The following is a 23,659-nucleotide window of genomic DNA, read 5'->3' as shown; positions in this document are numbered from 1 at the left end:
CGTGGGTCAGATGAGCACCCAGGCCCACCCGTCCCCCCGTTCCCTCGCGGAAGCGCTCCGCGCGAGGGACGACGCCTCCCTGGCCGCTCTTCTGCGCCGTCGCCCGGACCTCATCACCCCGGTCCCCACCGACCTCACGCAGCTCGCCACCCGCGCCGGCACCCGTGCCTCCGTCGTACGGGCCCTGGAGCGGCTCGACCGGTTCGCGTTGCAGACGGCGGAGGCGCTGGCCGTGGCCGGGGATCCGGCGTCGTACGACGAGCTGCTGGGGCTGATGGCGGGGGACGCGGCCGACGAGGCCGTGGTCGCCGCGCTGCCCGCCGCTGTGGCCGCCCTGCGCGAGCAGGCCCTCGTCTGGGGTGCCGACGACCGGCTCCGTCTCGTCCGTACGGCCCGTGAGCTGCTGGCGCCGTCCCCGCAGCACCCGTCCCCGACGGGGCTCGGCCCGTCCGTGCAGGAGGCGACCGCGGGGATGTCGCCGGGCCGGATCCAGGAGATCGTGTCGGCGGCCGGGCTGCCGTCGACCCACGACTCGGTCTCGGCGGTCGCCGCGCTCACCGCCCTCTTCACCGACCGGAAGAGGATGCAGAGGCTGCTCGGCCAGGCCCCGGCCGACTCCCTCGACGTACTGGAGCGGCTCGTCTGGGGTCCGCCGTACGGCCAGGTCACCCCCGACCCGGCGCCTCGTCTGCGCTGGCTGCTCGACCGGGGGCTGCTGCTGCCGACCGCGCCCGGCACCGTCGTCCTGCCCCGCGAGGTCGCCCTGCATCTGCGGGCCGGGCGGGCGCACCGCATGCCGGAGCCCGTCCCGCCCGCCGTGGAGCCGCACGTCCTGCACCGTCCACAGGTTGTGGACGCGACGGCGGCCGGGCAGGCGTACACGGCGCTGGCGACGGTCGAGGAGCTGCTGAAGGACTGGGACGAGGGCGGGCCGGCTGTGCTGCGGGCCGGAGGGCTCAGCGTCCGTGATCTCAAGCGGACCGCCGTCGCGCTGGACGTGTCCGAGCCGGTCGCCGCGTTCTGGGTGGAGCTGGCGTACGCGGCGGGGCTGCTGGCCTCCGACGGGGAGGCCGACGAACGGTACGCGGCGACCCCGGCGTACGACGAGTGGCGGGAGCGGCCCGCCGCCGAGCGGTGGGCACTGCTCGCGGAGACGTGGCTCACGGCGACGCGGACGTCGGGGCTGGTCGGCGGGCGGGACGCGAAGGACCGGACGCTGTCGGCGCTGGGGCCGGGGCTGGACCGTTCGGCGGCGCCGGAGGTGCGCCACCGGGTGCTGACGTTGCTGGCGGCGCTCCCGGAGGGCGGCGCGCCGGACGGGGAGGCGGTGCTCGCCCGTCTGCGCTGGGAACGGCCGCTGCGAGGCGCCCAGAGCGAGGACGACCTCCGCACCCGCCTCGCCCGCTGGACCCTCACGCAGGCCGAGCTGCTCGGCGTGACCGGCCGCGGCGCCCTCTCGGCGCACGGGCGGGCGCTGCTCGGAGCCGCGGCCGCGCCCAAGGCGGCCGAGGAGCCGAAGGGGCCGGGCGACAAACTCCCCGTCCACCACCACCGCCCGTCCGCTCCCCCCGAGCCCCTCTCCCCGCCCGAGCAGGCCGTGGCCACCGCGACCGCCGCCCGCCTCCTCTCCCCGCTCCTGCCCGAGCCCCTGGACCATGTGCTCCTCCAGGCGGACCTGACGGCCGTGGCCCCCGGCCCCCTGCACCGCCCGCTCGCCGACATGCTGGGCGTCCTCGCCGACGTCGAGTCGAAGGGCGGCGCCACCGTCTACCGCTTCACCCCCGGCTCGGTACGCCGCGCCCTGGACGCCGGCCGTACCGCCTCCGACCTGCACGCCTTCCTCGCCGCGCACTCCCGTACGCCGGTGCCGCAGCCGCTGGCGTACCTGATCGACGACGTGGCCCGCAAGCACGGCCGGCTGCGGGTGGGCGCGGCCTCGGCGTACGTCCGCTGCGACGACGAGACGCTGCTGGACGAGATCCTCGCCGACAAGCGCGCCGCCGGCCTGCGTCTGCGGCGCCTCGCTCCGACCGTGGTGGCCGCGCAGGCCGACCCGGCGGCCCTGCTCGACGGCCTGCGCGCGATGGGCTTCGCGCCGGCCGCCGAGTCCGCCGAGGGCGACGTCCTGATCACCCGTGCGCACGCCCACCGCACTCCGCCCCGTACGCCTCCCGCACCGGTCCCCGACGGCCCGCCCGTCCCCGACGCCACCCTCCTCGCGGCCGCCATCCGTGCGATCCGCGCCGGTGACCTCGCCTCCACCGCGCCCCGCAAGCCCACGGACGCCACCCCGCTCGCCCCCGGGGAACTCCCCCGCACCAGCTCCGCCGAGACCCTCGCCACCGTGCAGGCCGCCGTCCTCACCGGCGAGGCCCTGTGGATCGGCTACGTCAACGCCGAGGGCACCGCCAGCCAGCGCGTCATCGCGCCGGTGCGGGTGGAGGGCGGCTTCGTGACGGCGTACGACCACACGGCGGACGAGGTGCGGACGTATCCGCTGCACCGGATCACGGGGGTGGCGGAGTTGGCGGACGACTGACGGCCGGGGGACCGGTCGTGCCCCGGGCGTGACCGCTCAGCAGACCCCGAGGGGGGCGTCCGCGGGCAGGCCGAAGTGGGCGCGGGCCGCGGTCTCCAGGGGGCCGGACGACATCGGGTCGTGGAGGGCGGACTCGGCGAGGAAGCCGAAGTGGGCGTCCGTCCACTCCGCGTTGCCCTCGCCGTCGGGCGCCTCCTCGCGCGAGACGACCCGGAAGCCGCCGGCGGCCGCGTCGTCCCGCTGCAGCCGTACGACCTGCGGGTCCTGCGCGCCGCCGCACTCCACGAGGGTGCCGTCGCGCATCCCGTACTCCATGCACAGCGTCTTGACGCCCGCTCGTACGACGTCCCCGCGCTCCACCAGCTCGAGCGGTTCCACCCGGCAGAACCAGCGCGCGTCGAGGGCGGGCTCGCTCTCGCCGTATCCGCTGCCTCGCGCCTCCGCCACCAGCCGGGCCTCGATCACCGGCCGCACGTCGCCCCACAGCCGTGTGTCGACGTTCCCCGGCCACATCACCCAGGTGCCGGTGGCCGCCAGCACCGCCGCGGCTCCCACACCGACTGCCCCTCTGCCCACCGACAGGACCGGCATACGTGCACTCCTCACCGCGTCGCGCCCACCGCGCTGCTCCCCCCGGTCAGACGGCCGAGGGGTGCGCAGGGTTGCCCGGCAAAGGCCGGGGTGGCAGCGGGCCGCCGTTCGGGGACGCGGTACGGCACACTGGACGTTTGGCCGTGCGGAAGGGATGTGGGTACGTGAACGGACCGCTGATCGTCCAGTCGGACAAGACCCTGCTCCTGGAGGTCGACCACGAGCGGGCCGACGACTGCCGCCGGGCCATCGCGCCCTTCGCGGAGCTGGAGCGGGCCCCGGAGCACATCCACACCTACCGGGTGACCCCGCTGGGCCTGTGGAACGCGCGAGCGGCCGGGCACGACGCGGAGCAGGTCGTCGACGCGCTGGTGCAGTACAGCCGTTACCCGGTGCCGCACGCGCTGCTCGTCGACATCGCCGAGACGATGGACCGCTACGGCCGCCTGACCCTGAGCAAGCACCCGGCGCACGGCCTGGTCCTGACGACCACCGACCGCCCGGTCCTCGAGGAGATCCTGCGCTCCAAGCGGATCGCCCCGCTCGTCGGCGCCCGCATCGACCCGGACACCGTCGTCGTGCACCCCTCCGAGCGCGGGCAGATCAAGCAGGTCCTGCTGAAGCTGGGCTGGCCGGCCGAGGACCTCGCCGGGTACGTCGACGGCGAGGCGCACCCGATCGAGCTGGCCGAGGACGGGTGGGCGCTGCGGCCGTACCAGAAGCAGGCCGTGGAGAACTTCTGGCACGGCGGGAGCGGGGTCGTGGTGCTCCCCTGCGGTGCCGGGAAGACGCTGGTGGGGGCCGGTTCCATGGCCCAGGCGAAGTCCACGACCCTCATCCTCGTCACGAACACCGTCTCGGCTCGGCAGTGGAAGCACGAGCTGGTGAAGCGGACCTCGCTGACCGAGGACGAGATCGGTGAGTACAGCGGGACGCGCAAGGAGATCCGGCCCGTCACCATCGCCACGTACCAGGTGCTGACGACGAAGCGGAAGGGGATCTATCCCCATCTGGAGCTGTTCGACTCCCGGGACTGGGGGCTGATCGTCTACGACGAGGTGCACCTGTTGCCGGCGCCGGTCTTCAAGTTCACGGCGGATCTGCAGGCGCGCCGCCGGCTGGGCCTGACCGCGACGCTCGTCCGCGAGGACGGCCGCGAGTCGGACGTGTTCTCGCTGATCGGCCCGAAGCGCTTCGACGCGCCGTGGAAGGAGATCGAGGCGCAGGGCTACATCGCGCCCGCGGACTGTGTGGAGGTCCGGGTCAACCTCACCGACTCCGAGCGGCTGGCGTACGCGACCGCGGAGGCGGAGGAGAAGTACCGCTACTGCGCGACGACGGACACCAAGCGGAAGGTGACGGAGGCGATCGTCCGCCGGTTCGCCGGCCAGCAGATCCTGGTCATCGGCCAGTACATCGACCAGCTCGACGAGCTGGGCGAGCACCTGAACGCGCCCGTCATCAAGGGCGAGACCTCCAACGCCCAGCGCGAGAAGCTCTTCGACGCCTTCCGGGAGGGCGAGATCAGCGTCCTGGTGGTCTCGAAGGTCGCCAACTTCTCGATCGACCTGCCGGAGGCGACGGTCGCCATCCAGGTCTCCGGGACCTTCGGTTCACGCCAGGAGGAGGCCCAGCGCCTGGGACGGGTGCTGCGGCCCAAGGCCGACGGCCACCAGGCCCACTTCTACTCGGTGGTGGCGCGGGACACGATCGACCAGGACTTCGCGGCGCATCGGCAGCGGTTCCTGGCGGAGCAGGGGTACGCGTACCGGATCGTGGACGCGGACGAGTTGCTGGCGGAGAGCTGAGGCGCGAGCGGGCGCGGGTGTCACCTTCTGCGGACGCCGGCTTCCTCGCCGTACTCGCCGAGGATGATCACGTCGAAGGCGGCGCCCGCGAACACCCTGGCGGCGCGCAGGGCCTCGCCGAGGCGGTGGCGGTGGCTGCCGAGCACGGCGGAGGCGCCGGGCGGGCGGCCGGGGGCTGGGGTGATGGTTGCTGCGCTCATGTGTCCATGGTGGCTTTCCGGCCAGGAGGAGGCATCGGTCTGGCGGGCGAACCCGCGTCGTCATCGCGTAGTACCCGGGGGTGAGCCGTTCCCCCAGGGAAGGAGGGCGCGGTCCCCTAGGGGACGAGACAGGGAACGCGATGTCGGGGCGCCTCGCGAGAAACCCGAGAGCGACGAGAACCGCCGGAGCCGAAAACCGCCGACGCGGAAAGCCCTGGCGAAAACCGCTTGGCGCGGAAAACCCTGCCCGCGGAAAACCATTGGTCTTCCGCTCCCCCGCTCACCTAGAATCCCCGCTCTTGCCCGCCTCCCTCTGGGAGTGCCGTCGTCCGGACGGAAACCGGACGGCATCCCGCAGCGCCCTTTCCCCGCAGGTCCCTCCGGAGGCACCCCTTTGTCCACGCCCGCCCACGACTCTCCCGACGGTCCCCTCGGCCGCGAGCGCGCCCACCTGAGCGCCTCCCGCTCCGCGCTGCGTGCCATGCGCGAGGACGTGGAGGCCCTCGACATCAGCGACGTCACCGCGAACTGGGTCAACGCCCAGATCCTGGAGCGCCAGATCGGGGAACGCATCAAGGCGCTGGCCGACCTCAGCGACACCCCGCTGTTCTTCGGCCGGCTCGACTACCTGCACGCCCCCGGCGCCGAACAGGCGGAGGGCGCGGAAGGGGAACGCTTCTACATCGGCCGGCGGCATGTGCACGACGCCGACGGGGACCCGATGGTGATCGACTGGCGCGCGCCGGTGTCGCAGCCGTTCTACCGGGCGTCCAGGAAGGACCCGATGGACGTCGCGCTGCGCCGCCGCTTCGGGTACACGGGCGGCGATCTCACCGCGTACGAGGACGAGCACCTCTCGGATCCGGCGGAGGTCTCGGCGACCACCAGCAAGCTGCTCCAGCAGGAGATCGAGCGCCCGCGTGTCGGCCCGATGCGCGACATCGTGGCCACCATCCAGCCCGAGCAGGACGAGATCGTGCGGTCGGGACTGGCGGGCAGCGTGTGTGTGCAGGGAGGCCCGGGCACCGGGAAGACGGCCGTCGGCCTGCACCGGGTCGCGTACCTCCTCTACGCCCACCGCGAGCGGCTGGCCCGCACCGGCACCCTGGTCATCGGCCCGAACCGGTCCTTCCTCCACTACATCGAGCAAGTCCTTCCCGCACTGGGCGAGTTGACGGTACGTCAGGCTACGGTCGACGACCTCGTGGCGCATGTGGAGGTACGCGGCACGGACGACGCGGCGGCCGCCGTCGTCAAGGGCGACGCGAGGATGGCCGAGGTGCTGCGCCGGGCCGTGTACTCCCACGTCACGATGCCCACCGAACCGGTCGTCGTCGTGCGCGGCTCACGCCGCTGGCGCGTCCCGGCGTACGAACTGGAGGACGTCGTCCGCGAGTTGCTCGACCGCGGCATCCGCTACGGCGCCGCCCGCGACGCCCTCCCGCAGCGCATCGCGCACGCCGTGCTGGTGCAGATGGAGCGGGCCGGGGAGGCGCCGGACGACCGGGTGCAGGACGCGGTGGCGCGCAACAGCGCGGTGAAGGCGGCGGTGAAGGCGGTGTGGCCGCCGGTGGACCCGGCGAAGCTGGTGCTGCGCCTGCTGACGGACGCGGACTTCCTCGCCGCCCACGCGGAGGGCGTCCTGACCGAGGAGGAGCAGAAGACGATCCTGTGGGCGAAGCCGGTCAGATCGGTGAAGTCGGCGAAGTGGTCGGCGGCGGACGCGGTGCTGATCGACGAGACGAGCGACCTCGTGGAGCGCACGCCCTCCCTCGGTCACGTGGTGCTGGACGAGGCGCAGGACCTCTCCCCCATGCAGTACCGGGCCGTCGGCCGCCGCTGCTCCACCGGCAGTGCGACCGTCCTCGGCGACCTCGCGCAGGGCACCACCCCCTGGGCGACCCGGAGTTGGCACGATGCCCTCACCCACCTCGGGAAACCCGACGCGGTGGTCGAGGAGCTGACGGCCGGTTTCCGTGTCCCGACGGACGTCATCACCTACGCCTCCCGCCTGCTCCCGCACATCGCCCCCGGCCTGACGCCGGTCGCCTCGGTCCGTGAGAACCCGGGCTTCTTCGCCCTCCGCCCGATCGCCGGGGACGACGACGTGGTCGCCGCCTGCGCGGAGTTGCTCCGCAACGAGGGCTCCATCGGCCTGATCGCGGCCGACGCCCGCGTCCCGGCCCTGTCCGAGGCCCTGTCGGCGGCCGGCCTCACCCATCTGGCCCCCGGCCAGGAAACGACCCGGGAGACCCGCCTGACCCTGGTCCCGGCCTCCCTCGCCAAGGGCCTGGAATACGACTACGTGGTCCTGGACGAACCCCAGGCGGTGGTCGACGGCGAACCGGACGAGCGGACGGGGCTGCGACGGCTGTACGTGGCGCTGACCCGAGCGGTGTCGGGCCTGATCGTCACGCATGCGGCCCCGCTGCCGCCGCAGCTGTCGTAGGGCGTGCGATCGCGTCGGCCGCCGAGCCCTCACACGGTCACCCGCGGCGTCGTCGGCAGCCGGGCCGACACCTCGACGGCCGGTGGGTGACCGGCCTTCCGGGTGAGGGGCCTCCCGCCTCAGTCGCCGTCCACCACCCGCCGCCACTCCCCCACGGCCTGCGCCGAGACCGGCCCCGCCCAGCCCCCGGGCCGCGCCGCGCCGCCGATGTGGAAGGCGTCGATCCCGGCCGCGCGCAGTGGGGGCACGTGGTCCAGTCGCAGCCCGCCGCCCACCAGGATCCGCGGCTCGTACCCCGGCTCCCCGCCCCGTGCGGCCTCGGCCAGCAGAGTGGGGAGGCCGTCGTCGACGCCGGCGGCGGAGCCGGCCGTGAGGTAGGTGTCGAGGCCGGGGAGGTCGGCGAGTTGCTTGCGCAGGGCGTCCCGGTCGGCCGTGTGGTCGATGGCGCGGTGGAAGGTCCAGCGGCAGCCGTCCAGTTCGCCGACCACGTGCTCCACGGCGGTCAGATCCACCCCGCCCTCCGCGTCGAGGAAGCCCAGCACGAACTCCTCGGCCCCGGCCTCCCGCAACTCCCGCGTGACGCGAACCAGCCGTTCGGGATCCCCTGCGGCGAAGCCGTCCGCCAGTCGCAGCATCACGCGCAGGTCGAGGTCGACGGCGGCACGGATCCCGGCGAAGGTCGTCACGGGTGGGGTGAGCCCGTCGGCGGCCATGTCGGTGACCAGCTCGAGGCGGTCCGCGCCTCCGGCCTGGGCGGCGACCGCGTCCTCGACGTCGAGGGCGATCACCTCCAGGACTGCACGCTTGCTCATGGGACCCCATTCGTCCGTAGGCGGCTACAGCGGGCCTGTCGTGGGTCTGACACGACAGGCCCGCCCCAACAGGTCTAGTCCAATCCAGCCTACGCCTGTACCGAACGACACTCACCCCCACCCGCCCGCCGACCGCGCCAAAATGAACCCATGGCCGACGCCCCCGCCGCCCCCGCCACGCCCACCGCCCTCGAAACCCTCCGCACCCGCTTCACCCGAGCCCTCGAAGCCGCCCGCTCCCCCGCCACCACCCCGGACCCCCTCCCCTACGCCGACAACCTCCTCACCCGCTGGCAGGAACCGCAGCGCCGCTACCACACGCTCGCGCACCTCACCGCGGTCCTGGACCACGTCGACACCCTGGAGGAGTACGCCGACGACGCGGACGTCGTCCGCCTGGCCGCGTGGTTCCACGACGCGGTCTATCTGCCCGACCGCTCGGAGAACGAGGAACGCTCGGCCCGCCTCGCCGAACGCGCGCTCGCCGAGGCCGGCCTTCCGGACGCGAAGACCGCCGAGGTCGCCCGCCTGGTCCGCCTCACCGTCACCCACGACCCGGCCGACGACGACCACGACGGCCAGGTCCTGTGCGACGCCGACCTCGCGATCCTGGCCGCGCCCCCGTCCGCGTACGCCGCCTACACGGCCGCCGTCCGCGAGGAGTACCACTTCGTCCCGAACGAGGCCTTCCGCGAGGGCCGCGCGGCCGTCCTCCGCCAACTGCTGGACCTGCCCCGCCTGTTCCGCACCCCGCACGGGGCGAGAGCATGGGAGGCGACGGCGCGCTACAACCTGCGGGGAGAGCTGGACCTACTGACGGGGTGACCTCGCGCGCCCCTTCGGCCGGCGCAACCCGGACGCCGTCAGCAGCCGCACCACCTCCCGGCTGCTCACCTCCACCGCCCCGGCGGCCACCGCGTCGGCGTAGTGGTGCGCCGGAATGTCGTAGTGATCGCGTTCGAAGGCCCGCCGGGGCACGCCCAACCGCTCCGCGAAGACGTGCAGTTCGTCGTACGAGACATCGCTGACGAGGTGGGACCACATGCGGCCGTGGCCCGGCCAGTCCGGCGGGTCGATGTAGATCGTCACGCGGGCCTCACGAGGACGGCATCCCGCCGGTCGCCGACCCCAGCGCCCCGACCGCCGCGACCTTCACGCCCGCCTTGTGGCACACCCAGTGCGGGTCGGGCCCGAGTTCCGGCTCGACGTCGAGGGCGTGCGGGTCGCCGGAGCCGCAGACCGGGCACAGCGGCCAGCGTCCGTACCGCTCCAGCAGCGCGTCCTGGACGTCCTGCGCCACCAGCCCGGCGACGAAGTCCGCCCCGTCCGGCCACTGCTGGACCCACCATCGCCGCTGGACGACGGATTCCTCGACCAGCGACACCACGTCCGCCTCCGCGACCTGACCCGTGACCAGGTCGGCGAGGACCAGGGCGCGCGCCGCGTGCAGTGCCTGTTCCAGTGAGCTGATGGGGTTGCCGGAGGGGTCCATGTCCCTATTGTGCGCACTCTTGACCGAGACACCGAGCCGAAAATATCTTTCATGAGTGACCGAGGACGTGAAAGAAATTTTCGGCGGCGCCACCGCCTCGGCCCTCGCCGCCAAGGTCCGTACGCTCGCCCCGTCCATGACCCGCTCCATGCACCGCGTCGCCGAAGTCGTCGCGAGCGACCCCGCGGGCTGCGCCGCCCTGACGGTCACCGCCCTCGCCGAACGCACCGGCACCAGCGAGGCCACCGTCGTGCGCACCGCCCGCCTCCTCGGCTATCCCGGCTACCGCGACCTGCGCCTCGCCCTCGCCGGCCTGGCCGCCCAGCAGCAGTCCGGCCGCGCCCCCGCCATCACCACCGACATCGCCGTCGACGACCCCCTCGCCGACGTCGTCGCCAAACTCGCCCACGACGAGCAGCAGACCCTCGCCGACACGGCCGCCGGCCTCGACACCGCCCAGCTCGGCGCGGCCGTCGACGCGGTCGCCGGCGCCCGCCGCACCGACGTCTACGGCGTCGGCGCGTCCGGTCTCGTCGCCCAGGACCTCGTCCAGAAGCTCCTTCGGATAGGGCTCATGGCCCACGCCCACAGCGATCCGCATCTCGCCGTGACCAACGCCGTGCAGCTGCGGGCGGGCGATGTCGCCATCGCCATCACCCACTCCGGGTCCACCGGCGACGTCATCGAGCCGTTGCGGGTGGCGTTCGAGCGGGGGACCACGACGGTGGCGATCACCGGGCGGCCGGGGGGCGCGGTGACGCAGTACGCCGATCATGTGCTGACCACGTCGACGGCGCGCGAGAGCGAGCTGCGGCCGGCGGCGATGTCGTCGCGGACGAGTCAGTTGCTGGTGGTGGACTGTCTGTTCGTGGGGGTGGCCCAGCGGACGTACGAGACGGCCGCGCCCTCGCTGGCCGCGAGCTATGAGGCGTTGGCGCACCGGCACCGCTAGTGCCGCGGCAGGCAACGTTTGCCCGTTGAGGAGCGGGGTCGTGGGGGTACCTCCCGCCCGAGCCGTGCGAAGCCGGTTCGAGGGTGGGGGAGCGTGCTCTCGGTGTGCCGGCCGGAAGCCCTCGTACTGGATGTACTTGGGCTTTCGGCCGGTGCGGCGAGAGGGCGTGCCGGGCGTCGCGACGGGGCGAACGTTGCCTGTCGCGGCACTAGGTCGTGGACCGAGGGGGTGATTGTCCGATGGCGTGCGCGGCGCCGTCGTGGCCTGTCGCGCCCACGCGGCGGAGCCGCATATTTGTACAGCCCCGCGCCCCATGAGTAGCTGCACTGAGCCCCCGCTCCGAAGTAACCGGAAAGAGTCGCCCTCCATGACCTCCGCCTCCTCCCCCGACCCTCTCCTCTCCCAGCTGGAATCCCTCACCACCGAAGCCTTCCGCCCCGACCTCGCCGACATCGACCGGCTCCCCACCCTCGACATCGCCCGCCTCATGAACGGCGAGGACGCGGCCGTCCCCGCCGCGGTCGCCCACCGGCTGCCCGAGATCGCCGCCGCCATCGACGCCGTCGCCGAGCGGATGGCACGCGGCGGGCGGCTGATCTACGCCGGTGCCGGGACCGCCGGCCGGCTCGGTGTGCTGGACGCCTCCGAGTGCCCGCCCACCTTCGACACGGCCCCGGGGCAGGTCGTCGGCCTCATCGCGGGCGGCCCGCAGGCCATGGTGACCTCGGTCGAGGGTGCCGAGGACTCCCGGGAGCTGGCCGAGGCGGACCTGGCCGCGCTCGTGCTGGCCCCGGAGGACACCGTGGTCGGCGTCTCCGCGTCCGGGCGGACGCCGTACGCGCTCGGCGCCGTGGAGTACGCCCGCTCCCGGGGCGCCCTGACCGTCGGGCTGGCCTGCAACGCCGGCAGCGCGCTGGCGGCGGCCGCCGAGCACGGCATCGAGGTCGTCGTCGGGCCGGAGCTGCTCACCGGGTCGACCCGGCTGAAGGCGGGCACGGCGCAGAAGCTGGTGCTGAACATGCTGTCGACGATCACGATGATCCGGCTGGGCAAGACGTACGGGAACCTGATGGTCGACGTCCGCGCCTCGAACGAGAAGCTGCGCGCCCGCTCCCGGCGGATCGTTTCTCTCGCGACGGGAGCGGCGGACGAAGAGATCGAAGCCGCCCTCGCGGCCACCGACGGCGAGGTGAAGCACGCGATCCTCGTCCTGCTCGCCGGGGTCGACGGGCCGACGGCCGCCCGCCTTCTGGAGGAGTCCGGCGGTCATCTGCGTGCCGCGCTCGCCGCGGCGCGGGCCTGAGCCGCACGCTCGGGGAGTGCGCCAAGACACCGCCTCCGCCACCGCCGCCGCGCTCCTCCCCCTGGTCGGCGGCCCCGCCAACGTCACCTCCGTCGCCCACTGCATGACCCGCCTGCGGCTGAGCCTCGCCGACACCTCCCGCGTGGACGAGGGGGTGCTGCGGGCCCTGCCCGGGGTGCTGGGGGTCGTCGTGGCCGACGGCATGTACCAGGTGGTGCTCGGGCCGGGTGTCGTGGCGAGGGTGACGGCCGCGTTCCAGGAACTGCTGGGCCGCTCGACCGCGGGGGGACCGGCTGCGGAGGGACCGACCGCGGAGGGACCGGCTGCGGAGAGGCCGGCTGCGGGGGGACTGGCTGGCCAGGGACCGGCTGCAGGGGGACCGGCCGCAGAGGAGCCGGCTGCGGGGGAACCGGCCGCCCAGGGACCGGTCTCGGAGTGGCCGGCCGCGGAGGGGCCGGCCGCGCGGGGAGCGGAGTTGAGGGAGGAGCGGCGGCGGCGCAACGCCACCCCCTTCAAGACCGCTCTCCGTCGTGTCGCCGCCGTCTTCGTCCCCCTCATCCCGGCGCTCATCGGCTGCGGAGTCCTCGCCGGGGTCAACGGTCTCCTCGTCAACGCCGGCCTGCTGCCCCGGCTGACCCCCGCCCTCGCCGCCGTCGCCTCCGGCTTCATGGCGCTGATCGCCGTCTTCGTCGGGCACAACACGGCGAAGGAGTTCGGCGGCACCCCCGTCCTCGGCGGGGCGGTCGCGGCGATCGTCGTGTACCCGGGGGTCGCGAAGGTCACCGCGTTCGGGGTGACACTCGCCCCGGGCCAGGGCGGAGTCCTCGGCGCGCTGGCGGCCGCGCTGCTGGCGACGTACGTGGAGAAGGCGTGCCGCGGCCGGGTCCCGGACGCACTCGACGTCCTCCTCACCCCCACCCTGACCGTCCTCGTCGCGGGCCTCGCCACGCTCTACGGCCTCATGTACGCGGCCGGCGCGGTCTCCGCCGCCATCGGCACCGCCGCGAACTGGCTGCTGACGACGACGGGCGCCTTCGCCGGCCTCGTCCTCGGCGGCCTCTTCCTCCCCTTGGTGATGCTCGGCCTCCACCAGGCCCTCATCCCCATCCACACCACGCTCATCGAGCAGCAGGGCCACACCGTCCTGCTCCCCGTCCTGGCGATGGCGGGCGCGGGCCAGGTCGGCGCGTCCCTCGCGGTCTACGTCCGCCTGCGCCACGACACCTCACTGCGGACGACGATCAGATCGGCGCTCCCGGCGGGTCTCCTGGGCGTCGGCGAACCCCTGATCTACGGCGTCTCCCTCCCCCTCGGCCGCCCCTTCCTCACGGCCTGCGTGGGCGGCGCGGCCGGCGGGGCCTTCGTCGGCTTCTTCGCGATGCTCGGCGACCAGGTCGGCGCCACCGCCATCGGCCCGTCGGGCTGGGCCCTGTTCCCCCTGCTGGCCGGCCCCCACGGCTGGGCCACGGCCCTCGGCGTCTACGCGGGCGGCCTGGTGACGGGGTACGCGGTCGGTTTCGCCGTGACGTACGTCTTCGGCGTCACCGACCGCGCGGCACCGCCCGCTGCTTCCGGTGACCCTTCCGGGAGCGGCGCCTGACATCGCCGGAATGTCAGTGGTGTGTGCGACGGTGGTGTCATCGGTGTCCGGCGCACGAGCGCAGCAAGCGGCAGGAAACGGAGACGCTCGCCATGAACCACGCACAGCTCACCCACCTGGGCCGTGCCCTCCGCCTCCTCGGTGAGCACGGCGAGGCCCTCACCTCGGACACCCCGGACGCCAAGCTGCAGGAGGTCAAGGCCGATCTGCGGCGGGCGCTGGAGCTGCTGGACGAGAGTGTCACCGCGCCCGCGACCCGCTGCGCCGAGCATCCGAACGGCCCCGTCGACGAGGCCGCCCCCGACCTGTGCCTGCTCTGCGAGACGCGCCGGCGAGCCGCCCGCCGCGCCGAGTTCAACGGGCCCGCCCCCCAGTCCGCGCGCCCCGCCTCCCCCTCCCGCTACGGCACCCGCGGCGACCGCCCGCAGCCCCAGCAGCGCTGGCTGCCGGAGCTGTGGAACGGCCAGGAGTGGCAGCTGTGCGGCACGCCCCGCCGCGACCGCCGCGAGGCCGAGCTGTACCTCGCCGCCCTGCGCCGCGGCTCCCGCCCCGCCATGGCCTACCGCCTGGTCCACGAGTTCACCGACTACGAGGTCCTGCGCATCTGGGGCACGCCCGTGAAGGTCGACATCGAGCCCCTCGGCAACCTTTAGCGGGCAGTCTTCAGCGCCGTCTTCAGCGCCGTCTTCAGCGCCGATCTTCAGCGGGCATCCTTCGGCCGACAACGTTCAGCGGCCGCCCGCCCGCGTGTTTGCGGGAAGACGGCCGCCTGGGAGCCGTTGTCATGCCTGGGCGGTTCGCGCCGGCGTCACGCCTTGGCCGGTTCGGCGATCTCGGCCGGGGTTTCGGGGGCCTGTGCGGCCGTCCGCTGCCGGGGGATGAAGGTGGCGAGGAGGAAGGCGACGAGCGCGGCTCCGGCGCCGAGGGCCATGACGACCTTGAAGCCGTTCTCGGAGGGCAGCGCGTAGCCGCCGAAGTCGGTGGTCATCTGGGCGAGGACGACGCCCGCGATGGCGCTGGCGAACGACGTGCCCAGGGACCGCATCAGCGTGTTCAGGCTGTTCGCCGCGCCCGTCTGGGAGGGGTCGACGGCGGCCATGATGAGGGCGGGGAGGGCGCCGTAGGTGAAGCCGACACCGGCGCCGATGACGCAGGACACCAGGATCAGGTGCCAGACCTCGGACATGAGCAGGATGTTCAGGCCGTAGCCGGAGGCCACGATCAGCGCGCCGATCATCAGCGTCACCTTCGGGCCCTTGGCCCGGGTGATCCCGGCGGACACGGCGGACATGGCCATCATCACCAGGCCCTGCGGGGCGAGGACGAGGCCGACGGTGAGCATCGACCTGCCCAGGCCGTAGCCGGTCTGCTCGGGCAGCTGCAGCAGCTGGGGCAGGACGAGGGACATCGCGAACATCGAGAAGCCGAGGGCGACAGAGGCGAGGTTGGTGAACAGCACCTGCTTCTTGGCGGTGGTGCGCAGGTCGACCAGCGGCTGCTTCGCCCGCAGCTCCCACCGGCCCCAGGCCGGCAGGATCACCACGGCGGCGCCGGCGAGGCCGAGCGTCGTGGCGGAGGTCCAGCCCCAGTCGGCGCCCTTGGACACGGTCAGCAGCAGCGCCACCAGACCGGCCGACAGACCGAGCGAGCCGACGAGGTCGAAGCGGCCGCCGGCCCGGTTCTGCGACTCCGGGACGAACAGCAGGACGAGGAGCAGGGAGACGAGACCAAGGGCGGCGGAGGTCCAGAACAGGACGTGCCAGTCCCAGTTGTCCGCGATGAACGCGGCGGCCGGCAGACCGAGCGCACCACCGACACCGAGGGAGGCGCTCATCACCGCCGTCGAACCGGCGAGCTTCTCGGCGGGGACCACGTCCCGCAGGATGCTGATGCCCAGCGGCACCACGGCGGCCGACAGGCCCTGGAGGGCACGGCCGACGATCATCGGAACCAGCGAGTCGGCGAGAGCGCAGACCACCGAGCCGGACACCAGCAGCAGGATGCTCACCACCAGCATCCGCCGCTTGCCGACCATGTCACCGAGCCGGCCCACGACCGGGGTGGCGACGGCGGCCGCCAGCAGCGTCGCCGTCACCGCCCACGCGGTGTCGGAGGCGGGCGCGTCCAGCAGCCTGGGCAGCTCGGGGACGATCGGGATGACCAGGGTCTGCATCAGGGAGACGACGATTCCGGCGAGGGCCAGGACCGCCACCACGGCGTTCGACCTCGGCGGGGCGGCTGACCCCGCGGCGGCGGGTCGGGCAGGAGCGTCGGACATGACAGGGGCCTCCGTCGGAACTACAGGGACTGGACTGCTTGACTCAAGCAAGCTTATGCAGATTGATTGAGTTAAGCAAGCTAAATCCGCTGGGTCTGCTCCGCTGACCGGTCGACGGGGGACCGGGTGACCGGCCGACGGCGTTGGACCGGGACGGTCGAAGGCATTGGACCGGGACGGTCGAAGGCGTTGGTTCGGTCGCGGCGCGTGTCCGGGAGACGAGGGATCCTCATCTCCCGGACAGCACCGGTGCGTCGACCGTCAGCTGAGAGTCCTCAGCGCCGACGCGTCGTACGGCTTCAGCTCGTCGAAGCGGTCGGCGAGGACCTTCGCCGCCCACTCCGGGTCCTGGAGCAGGGCACGGCCCACGGCCACCATGTCGAACTCGTCGCGCTCCAGGCGGTCGAGGAGGTCGTCGATGCCCTTGACCGGGGAGCCCTCGCCCTGGAAGCCCTTGATGAAGTCGCCGTCGAGGCCGACCGAGCCGACGGTGATGGCCGACTTGCCGGTGAGCTTCTTCGTCCAGCCCGCGAGGTTGAGGTCGGAGCCGTCGAACTCGGGGAGCCAGTAGCGGCGGGTGGAGGCGTGGAAGGCGTCGACACCGGCCGCGGCAAGCGGGGTGAGGATGGCCTCCAGCTCCTCCGGGGTCTCGGCGAGCCGGGCGTCGTACGCCTCCTGCTTCCACTGCGAGTAGCGGAAGATGACCGGGAACTCGGGCGAGACCGTCTCGCGGACGGCCGCGACGATCTCGGCGGCGAACTTCGTCCGGGCCACCGGGTCGCCGCCGTAGGCGTCGGTGCGGCGGTTCGTGCCGGCCCACAGGAACTGGTCGATGAGGTAGCCGTGGGCGCCGTGGATCTCCACGCCGTCGAAGCCGATGCGCTCGGCGGCCGCGGCGGCCTCGGCGAACGCGCCGATGACGTCGTCCAGGTCGCGCTGGGTCATCGCCTTGCCGGTGCCCTCGGTTCCGTCGACACGGATGCCGGAGGGGCCGACGGCGGGAGCGTCCGCGTAGGGCGGCTCGCCCTGCTTGCGCACCATGCCGATGTGCCACAGCTGCGGCACGATCGCCCCGCCCGCCGCGTGCACGGCCTCGGCGACCTTCGCCCACCCGGCCAGCTGCTCCTCGCCGTGGAACCGCGGCACCCGGTCGCTCTGCCCGGCCGACTCGTGGCCGACGTACGTCCCCTCGGTGACGATCAGACCGACACCGGCGGCGGCCCGGCGGGCGTAGTACGACACCACGTCCTCGCCGGGGACGCCCCCCGGTGAGAACATGCGCGTCATGGGCGCCATCGCGATGCGGTTGGGAACGATCAGGCCGTTGATCGAGACGGGCCGGGAGAGAATCTCGGCGGCGCGGGAGGCGGCGGGGGTGACGGTCACGTCAGGGGCTCCTCGAAGAGGTCGTCGGACATCGAGCAGTCGTCATCGGGCAGTTGGCGTTCCGGGCGGTATGTGCATACGCATTGACCGCCCGGGAACGTCAACCGCTCCGCCGTCCCTGCCATTCCGCCCTGGCGCCGAGAGCCCCTGTGACCCCGGACACGGTACGAACCCGGAGGTCGCCGGCCGGTCCGCGCGGTGCGGCCAGGCCCCGCGACGCCGGGGATGATCCAAACGACAGGGCCTAGGGAACGAGTTTGAGGAGCCTGTTGGGCGAGCCGGTGCCGATGTCGCGCAGCACTCCGGTCGTCGCTCCGTTCACGAGGGCACTGTGCACGGCCGCCGGGGTCGCGGTGGGGTGGGACGTCAGGTAGACGGCCGCGGCTCCCGCGACATGGGGGGTGGCCATCGAGGTGCCGGAAAGGGTGGCCGTGGCGGTGTCGCCGGTGTGCCAGCCGGCGGTGATGGAGGAGCCTGGGGCGAACAGGTCGAGGACCGGGCCGTAGTTGGAGTAGGCGGCTCGGTAGTCGGCACTGGTGCCGGCGCCGACGGTGAGCGCGGCGGGTACCCGGGCGGGCGAGGAAGTGGCCGCGTCCGCGTTCGAGTTGCCGGCGGCGACGGCATAGGTGACGCCGGAGGCGATGGAGTTCTTCACCGCGTTGTCCAGCGCGGTGCTGGCGCCGCCGCCGAGCGACATGTTGGCGACCGCGGGACGGGCGCGCTGGGCGGTGACCCAGTCCACACCCGCGATGACGCCCGACGTCGTGCCGGAACCGCCGTTGTCGAGGACCCGCACCGCCACGACCCTGGCGGCCTTCGCCACACCGTATGTCGTGCCGGCGACCGTGGTGGCGACATGGGTGCCGTGTCCGTTGCCGTCGGCGGCGACGGTGTCCCCGTCGATCGCGTCGTACCCGTAGGCGGCGCGCCCGGAGATCTGCTGGTGGGTGATGCGCACGCCGGTGTCGATGACGTACACCGTGGCACCGTTGCCGGCCGTGTTGGGGTAGGTGTACGTCCTGCTGAGCGGAAGCGCCGCCTGGTCGATCCGGTCGAGTCCCCAAGGAGGGTTGGTCTGGGTCGCGTCGAGGGTGACCCTCTGGTCCTTCTCGACGGACGCGACGTCGGGATCCGCCGCGAAACTCCGCGCTCCGGCGGCGCTGACGTGGACGGCGTAGCCGTTCATCGCGGAGGTGTAGGTCGCTTCCACGGTGGCGCCGTACTTGGCCGCGAGCCGCCGGCCTTCCTGCGAGGCCGCTCTGAATCCGGCGGACGACTTCAGCGTGACGAGGTAACTGTTGTCGATGCCGTAGGGGGAGTTCTCGTTCAGGACCTTCCCGCCGGCCGGGGCCGCCTCGGCGGGCAGGACGGCGCCGCTTCCCATCGCGGCGGCCGCGACGACCGCGGCGGCGGCTGCGACGGCTCGGCGCCGGGTCGTGAAGATTTTTCGCATGCTGAAGAGCCTTCCTCGGGCGGGCCCGTAACCCTGTGCGCGGTTACTGCTCCAGCGAGGATGACCTCATCACTCAAGCGAAATATGTGACTTCAGTACGGTTCGCCCTTTTGTGGCGGCCGGTTGCTGCGTATGGGCGGCCCGGTCCGCCGGGCGAACGGCCGAGGGCGGCACCCCCTGCCGGAACAGGGGGTGCCGCCCTCGGTACGAACGGACGGAACCGATCCTCGAAGGTCTTCGAAGGATCAGAAGTCCATGTCACCGCCCGGCATGCCGCCGCCGGCCGGGGCCGCGGCCTTCTCCGGCTTGTCGGCGATGACGGCCTCGGTGGTGAGGAACAGCGCGGCGATCGACGCGGCGTTCTGCAGCGCGGAGCGCGTCACCTTGGCCGGGTCGATGATGCCCTCGGCGACCAGGTCGACGTACTCACCGGTCGCGGCGTTCAGACCGTGACCCGGGGTCAGGTTGCGCACCTTCTCCACCACGACGCCGCCCTCGAGGCCGGCGTTGACGGCGATCTGCTTCAGCGGGGCCTCGAGCGCCAGCTTGACGGCGGCGGCACCGGTGGCCTCGTCGCCCTCGAGCTCCAGCTTCTCGAAGACCTGGGAGGCCTGGAGCAGGGCCACGCCACCACCGGCGACGATGCCCTCCTCGACGGCCGCCTTCGCGTTGCGGACGGCGTCCTCGATGCGGTGCTTGCGCTCCTTGAGCTCGACCTCGGTGGCGGCACCGGCCTTGATGACGGCCACGCCGCCCGCGAGCTTGGCCAGGCGCTCCTGGAGCTTCTCGCGGTCGTAGTCGGAGTCGCTGTTCTCGATCTCGGCGCGGATCTGGTTCACGCGGCCCGCGACCTGCTCCGAGGAGCCGGCGCCGTCGACGATGGTGGTCTCGTCCTTGGTGATGACGACCTTGCGGGCCTTGCCCAGGAGGTCCAGGGAGGTGTTCTCGAGCTTGAGACCGACCTCCTCGGAGATGACCTCGCCGCCGGTGAGGATGGCGATGTCGTTCAGCATCGCCTTGCGGCGGTCGCCGAAGCCCGGGGCCTTGACGGCGACGGACTTGAAGGTGCCGCGGATCTTGTTGACGACCAGGGTCGACAGGGCCTCGCCCTCGACGTCCTCGGCGATGATCAGCAGCGGCTTGCCCGACTGCATGACCTTCTCCAGGAGCGGGAGCAGGTCCTTGACGTTCGCGATCTTGGAGTTCGCGATCAGAATGTACGGGTCGTCGAGGACGGCCTCCATACGCTCCATGTCGGTCGCGAAGTACGCCGAGATGTAGCCCTTGTCGAAGCGCATACCCTCGGTGAGCTCCAGCTCCAGACCGAAGGTCTGGGACTCCTCGACGGTGATGACGCCTTCCTTGCCGACCTTGTCCATCGCCTCGGCGATGAGCTCGCCGATCTGGGTGTCGGCGGCGGAGATGGACGCGGTGGAGGCGATCTGCTCCTTGGTCTCGACGTCCTTCGCCTGCTCGAGCAGGGCGGCGGAGACGGCCTCGACGGCCTTCTCGATACCGCGCTTGAGGGCCATCGGGTTGGCGCCGGCGGCTACGTTGCGCAGCCCCTCCTTGACCAGGGCCTGGGCGAGAACGGTCGCGGTGGTCGTACCGTCACCGGCGACGTCGTCCGTCTTCTTGGCGACTTCCTTGACCAGCTCGGCGCCGATCTTCTCGTACGGGTCCTCGAGCTCGATCTCCTTGGCGATGGAGACACCGTCGTTGGTGATCGTGGGGGCGCCCCACTTCTTCTCGAGGACGACGTTGCGGCCCTTGGGGCCGAGGGTCACCTTGACGGCGTCCGCGAGCTGGTTCATGCCGCGCTCGAGGCCGCGCCGCGCCTCCTCGTCGAACGCGATGATCTTGGCCATGTGAAGTGGTCCCTCCAGGACTGGGGGTGATTCCTTCGGACCGCGCCCGCGCCCGCGACGGACGGCTCCCGACCCGGTGGTTCCTTGCCCCACCCGGCCCGCGAGCCTCACCGACCCGGTCCTTCGTTGTCACTCTCACCTTCAGAGTGCTAACGCCAATGATTAGCACTCGGCCCTCCCGAGTGCAAGGTGCGCCCGCGAAGCCGGCTCGTTGAGGGTGGCGGTCGGGTGGCGGGTGAGAGCGAGCGGCTCGGGGTGATCGTCCCGGGACGAACCGGGCGAAGGGGCCCGCGGCCTGCGGTGTGCCCCCGCGGCCGGCGCGAAGGGCCCGCACGGGCAGCACGAAGGGCCCGCACCCCCGTCGGGATGCGAGCCCTTCGCTGAAAAATATTCAGGCGGTGACGCGAACCATGTCGGCCTGCGGGCCCTTCTGGCCCTGCGAGATCTCGAACTCGACCCGCTGGCCCTCTTCCAGGGTGCGGTAGCCGTCCATCTGAATCGCGCTGTAGTGGACGAAGACGTCCGCACCACCGTCGACCGCGATGAAGCCGTACCCCTTCTCCGCGTTGAACCACTTGACGGTGCCCTGAGCCATGCCTAACTCCCCTATTACTGGCCCTTGCACAGATCCACACTTCGCGGACCCGGGTCAGACCTCACCCCCCAGTTGATTGGGGGCGTGCGCCGGAACGCGTCGACCGCGGCTGAATGTATCTGTCCAACTGCCGTCTGCAACAGGTCAATCGGACGAGAATTCCGGACGCCAAGGGTCCGGAATATGGTGAGAATTCCCCCGAATTCAGGGCAAGTCGGGCTCCACAAAGGGAACGAAAGGCGCAAAACACCTGCACACTTTGGCTACTTCTCATCGCATGCGAAGCCGAAATTCCAGGGCGCCCGGCATGCGATGGGCGGCGCGTTCCCCAACTGTACCGCGCTCAACCACACAGAATTGCCCCCTCCGCTTCTCTCACGGAGGGGGCAATTCGATGAACTCTCGGTAATCGCTGTTACCGACGGTTACTACCGGCGGGTACTGAACCTCGGTCAGCCGCCCGCGACCGCCGGAATGATGGACACCCCGGCGCCGTCCGGGGTCGCCGTCTCCAGGCCCTGCTCGAACCGGACGTCGTCGTCGTTCACGTACACGTTGACGAACCGGCGCAGCTTGCCCTGGTCGTCGAGAACGCGCGCGGCGATACCGGTGTGGTTCTTCTCCAGGTCGGCGATGACCTCACCAAGGGTGGCCCCCTCGGCAAAGACCTCGGCCTGACCGCCGGTGTAGGTACGCAGGATGGTGGGGATGCGGACGGTGACGCTCACGATGTGACCTCCGGTCTGTACAGCGCCCCCAGGGGCGCGGGGCTGTGCTCAAGGTGCGGCTACCGCCGCGCGGGCGCGACCAGCCACGCACGGCCCGCAGACGAACAACTACGCGCTTACGCGAGACCAGCTTCCCGGAACGACTCCAGGTTGGGACGAATGGTCGCGGTCAGCCCGGTCCCGGCCACCGCGTCCAGCGTCTTGAGGCCGTCACCGGTGTTGAGGACGACGGTCGTGAGGCTCGGGTCCAGCAGCCCGCTCTCGATCAGCTTCTTCGTGACGCCGACCGTCACACCACCGGCGGTCTCCGCGAAGATCCCCTCGGTCCGGGCGAGCAGCCGGATCGCGTCGACCACCTGCTCGTCGGTCACGTCCTCCACCGCGCCGCCCGTACGCCGCGCGATGTCGAGAACGTACGGACCGTCCGCCGGGTTGCCGATGGCCAGGGACTTGGCGATCGTGTTCGGCTTCTGGGGGCGGACGACGTCGTGGCCGGCCTTGAAGGCGACGGACACCGGCGAGCAGCCCTCGGCCTGCGCGCCGAAGATCTTGTACGGCTTGTCCTCGACGAGCCCGAGCTTGATCAGCTCCTGCAGACCCTTGTCGATCTTGGTGAGCTGCGAACCGGAGGCGATCGGCACCACGATCTGGTCCGGCAGCCGCCAGCCGAGCTGCTCGCAGATCTCGTACGCCAGCGTCTTGGAGCCCTCGGCGTAGTACGGCCGCAGGTTCACGTTGACGAAGCCCCAGCCCTCGCCTGCCGGGTCGCCGATGAGTTCGGAGCAGAAGCGGTTGACGTCGTCGTAGTTGCCCTCGATGCCGACGAGCTCGCCGCCGTAGATCGCGGCCATGACGACCTTGCCCTGCTCCAGGTCGTGCGGGATGAACACGCAGGAGCGGAAGCCGGCGCGGGCGGCGGCGGCGCCGACGGCGCCGGCGAGGTTGCCGGTGGAGGAGCAGGACAGGGTGGTGAAGCCGAAGGCGCGGGCGGCCTCCAGGGCCTGGGCGACGACGCGGTCCTTGAAGGAGTGCGTCGGGTTTCCGGAGTCGTCCTTGACGAAGAGCTTGCCGGCGTCGACGCCGAGCTCGCGGGCGAGGTTGTCGGCCTTGACGAGCTGGGTCCAGCCGGGGTTGATGTTGGGCTTGTCCGCCACGTCGGCCGGGACGGGCAGGAGGGGCGCGTAGCGCCAGATGTTCGCGGGGCCCGCCTCGATGCGCTTGCGGAGCTCCTCCGTGTCGTAGGAGGAGAAGTCGTACGCGATCTCGAGCGGGCCGAAACACTCCTCGCAGGCGAAGACCGGGCCGAGGGGCACGCGGTGGCCGCATTCGCGGCAGCTCAGCGCGGCGGCGGGACCGAGGTCGACGGAGTTGGTGGTGGCAACTGTCTGCGCAGCCATGTGAGGCGAGGCCCTTTCTCCTCATCTTCCTCACGACGCATCTCGCCGTGAGACGGATTTGGCACCTTCCCTAGCCGGGAGCCTCGCCACTTCCGTGTGACAAGAACCGACTGGAGGGTTGCCGGGGCTTCATCGGGCCGTGTCCCTCTGCCCCTCTGGATGAGCGGTATGTGGTTGTGAACGCGGGCGACCCCCGGACATGCGATGG

At 72.1% G+C, this 23,659-nt stretch carries 20 protein-coding genes and 1 riboswitch; of the genes, 8 read left to right on the top strand and 12 right to left on the bottom strand.

Translation table 11 applies throughout. From position 1 onward, the window contains the following. The first annotated feature begins 10 nt into the window (after positions 1–10). Positions 11–2,539, top strand: a complete 2,529-nt coding sequence (locus ACPT94_RS12585; RefSeq protein WP_360334228.1) for a helicase-associated domain-containing protein — start codon at positions 11–13, stop codon at positions 2,537–2,539. A 36-nt stretch (positions 2,540–2,575) separates the two neighbouring features. On the opposite strand, the gene ACPT94_RS12580 is transcribed toward ACPT94_RS12585, so the two are convergent. After that, positions 2,576–3,130 (bottom strand): hypothetical protein, encoded by a 555-nt coding sequence (locus ACPT94_RS12580; protein ID WP_425245845.1) that lies wholly within the window; start codon positions 3,128–3,130, stop codon positions 2,576–2,578. Between the two features lie 164 nt (positions 3,131–3,294). Between ACPT94_RS12580 and ACPT94_RS12575 the strand changes: the two genes are divergently transcribed. Then, complete coding sequence (locus ACPT94_RS12575; RefSeq protein WP_360334222.1) at positions 3,295–4,938, top strand: DNA repair helicase XPB; 1,644 nt, start codon at positions 3,295–3,297, stop codon at positions 4,936–4,938. Positions 4,939–4,958: 20 nt separating this feature from the next. Here ACPT94_RS12575 and ACPT94_RS12570 read toward each other — a convergent pair whose 3' ends face one another. Then, positions 4,959–5,138 carry a hypothetical protein gene (locus ACPT94_RS12570; RefSeq protein WP_425245844.1) on the bottom strand — a complete coding sequence of 60 codons (180 nt, stop codon included), beginning with the start codon at positions 5,136–5,138 and terminating at the stop codon, positions 4,959–4,961. Positions 5,139–5,532: 394 nt separating this feature from the next. Here ACPT94_RS12570 and ACPT94_RS12565 point away from each other — a divergent pair, with 394 nt between their 5' ends. After that, positions 5,533–7,587, top strand: coding sequence for a HelD family protein (locus tag ACPT94_RS12565; RefSeq protein ID WP_360334217.1), 2,055 nt, complete (start codon positions 5,533–5,535; stop codon positions 7,585–7,587). 119 nt (positions 7,588–7,706) lie between these two features. Here ACPT94_RS12565 and ACPT94_RS12560 read toward each other — a convergent pair whose 3' ends face one another. Continuing rightward, complete coding sequence (locus tag ACPT94_RS12560) at positions 7,707–8,399, bottom strand: copper homeostasis protein CutC (RefSeq protein WP_425245843.1); 693 nt, start codon at positions 8,397–8,399, stop codon at positions 7,707–7,709. A 150-nt stretch (positions 8,400–8,549) separates the two neighbouring features. Here ACPT94_RS12560 and ACPT94_RS12555 point away from each other — a divergent pair, with 150 nt between their 5' ends. Further along, the gene (locus ACPT94_RS12555) at positions 8,550–9,224 is read left to right on the top strand and encodes an HD domain-containing protein (protein ID WP_425245842.1); all 675 of its coding nucleotides are present in this window, start codon (positions 8,550–8,552) and stop codon (positions 9,222–9,224) included. Here the strand turns inward: ACPT94_RS12555 and ACPT94_RS12550 are convergent. Both ACPT94_RS12550 and ACPT94_RS12545 read right to left on the bottom strand, forming a co-directional pair. Continuing rightward, positions 9,210–9,488 (bottom strand): DUF4031 domain-containing protein, encoded by a 279-nt coding sequence (locus ACPT94_RS12550; protein WP_360334209.1) that lies wholly within the window; start codon positions 9,486–9,488, stop codon positions 9,210–9,212. The genes ACPT94_RS12555 and ACPT94_RS12550 overlap by 15 nt on opposite strands. 7 nt (positions 9,489–9,495) lie before the next feature. After that, the gene (locus tag ACPT94_RS12545) at positions 9,496–9,891 is read right to left on the bottom strand and encodes a DUF8819 family protein (RefSeq protein WP_360334206.1); all 396 of its coding nucleotides are present in this window, start codon (positions 9,889–9,891) and stop codon (positions 9,496–9,498) included. Positions 9,892–9,946: 55 nt separating this feature from the next. Between ACPT94_RS12545 and ACPT94_RS12540 the strand changes: the two genes are divergently transcribed. From ACPT94_RS12540 to ACPT94_RS12525, 4 genes are all read left to right on the top strand, one after another. Further along, positions 9,947–10,843 (top strand): MurR/RpiR family transcriptional regulator, encoded by an 897-nt coding sequence (locus ACPT94_RS12540; protein ID WP_360334203.1) that lies wholly within the window; start codon positions 9,947–9,949, stop codon positions 10,841–10,843. Positions 10,844–11,210: 367 nt separating this feature from the next. Then, complete coding sequence (gene murQ / locus ACPT94_RS12535; RefSeq protein WP_425245841.1) at positions 11,211–12,146, top strand: N-acetylmuramic acid 6-phosphate etherase; 936 nt, start codon at positions 11,211–11,213, stop codon at positions 12,144–12,146. A gap of 16 nt (positions 12,147–12,162) precedes the next feature. Continuing rightward, a complete protein-coding gene (locus ACPT94_RS12530) occupies positions 12,163–13,746 on the top strand; it encodes a PTS transporter subunit EIIC (protein WP_425245840.1) in 1,584 nt (527 codons plus the stop codon). Between the two features lie 92 nt (positions 13,747–13,838). Continuing rightward, positions 13,839–14,399 carry a hypothetical protein gene (locus ACPT94_RS12525; RefSeq protein ID WP_425245839.1) on the top strand — a complete coding sequence of 187 codons (561 nt, stop codon included), beginning with the start codon at positions 13,839–13,841 and terminating at the stop codon, positions 14,397–14,399. 155 nt (positions 14,400–14,554) lie between these two features. Here ACPT94_RS12525 and ACPT94_RS12520 read toward each other — a convergent pair whose 3' ends face one another. From ACPT94_RS12520 to thrC, 7 genes are all read right to left on the bottom strand, one after another. Next, positions 14,555–16,024: an MFS transporter gene (locus tag ACPT94_RS12520; RefSeq protein ID WP_425245838.1), complete on the bottom strand. Its 1,470-nt coding sequence runs from the start codon at positions 16,022–16,024 to the stop codon at positions 14,555–14,557. Positions 16,025–16,285: 261 nt separating this feature from the next. Continuing rightward, a complete protein-coding gene (locus ACPT94_RS12515; RefSeq protein ID WP_360334188.1) occupies positions 16,286–17,410 on the bottom strand; it encodes an NADH:flavin oxidoreductase in 1,125 nt (374 codons plus the stop codon). Between the two features lie 244 nt (positions 17,411–17,654). Beyond that, entirely contained in the window at positions 17,655–18,863 is a 1,209-nt protein-coding gene (locus ACPT94_RS12510; protein WP_360334185.1) for a S8 family peptidase, read from the bottom strand. 245 nt (positions 18,864–19,108) lie between these two features. Continuing rightward, a complete protein-coding gene (gene groL, locus ACPT94_RS12505; RefSeq protein WP_360334183.1) occupies positions 19,109–20,731 on the bottom strand; it encodes a chaperonin GroEL in 1,623 nt (540 codons plus the stop codon). A gap of 391 nt (positions 20,732–21,122) precedes the next feature. Next, positions 21,123–21,326, bottom strand: a complete 204-nt coding sequence (locus ACPT94_RS12500) for a cold-shock protein (protein ID WP_004986573.1) — start codon at positions 21,324–21,326, stop codon at positions 21,123–21,125. A 452-nt stretch (positions 21,327–21,778) separates the two neighbouring features. Then, positions 21,779–22,054 (bottom strand): ubiquitin-like small modifier protein 1, encoded by a 276-nt coding sequence (locus ACPT94_RS12495; protein ID WP_360334180.1) that lies wholly within the window; start codon positions 22,052–22,054, stop codon positions 21,779–21,781. Positions 22,055–22,170: 116 nt separating this feature from the next. Beyond that, the gene (gene thrC, locus ACPT94_RS12490; RefSeq protein WP_425245837.1) at positions 22,171–23,451 is read right to left on the bottom strand and encodes a threonine synthase; all 1,281 of its coding nucleotides are present in this window, start codon (positions 23,449–23,451) and stop codon (positions 22,171–22,173) included. Between the two features lie 18 nt (positions 23,452–23,469). Next, positions 23,470–23,617: riboswitch (SAM riboswitch) on the bottom strand. Between the last annotated feature and the right edge of the window lie 42 nt (positions 23,618–23,659).

This window comes from Streptomyces aurantiaciflavus (assembly GCF_049808595.1).
Classification (GTDB): domain Bacteria; phylum Actinomycetota; class Actinomycetes; order Streptomycetales; family Streptomycetaceae; genus Streptomyces.
This window is presented reverse-complemented; position numbering and strand designations above follow the sequence as displayed.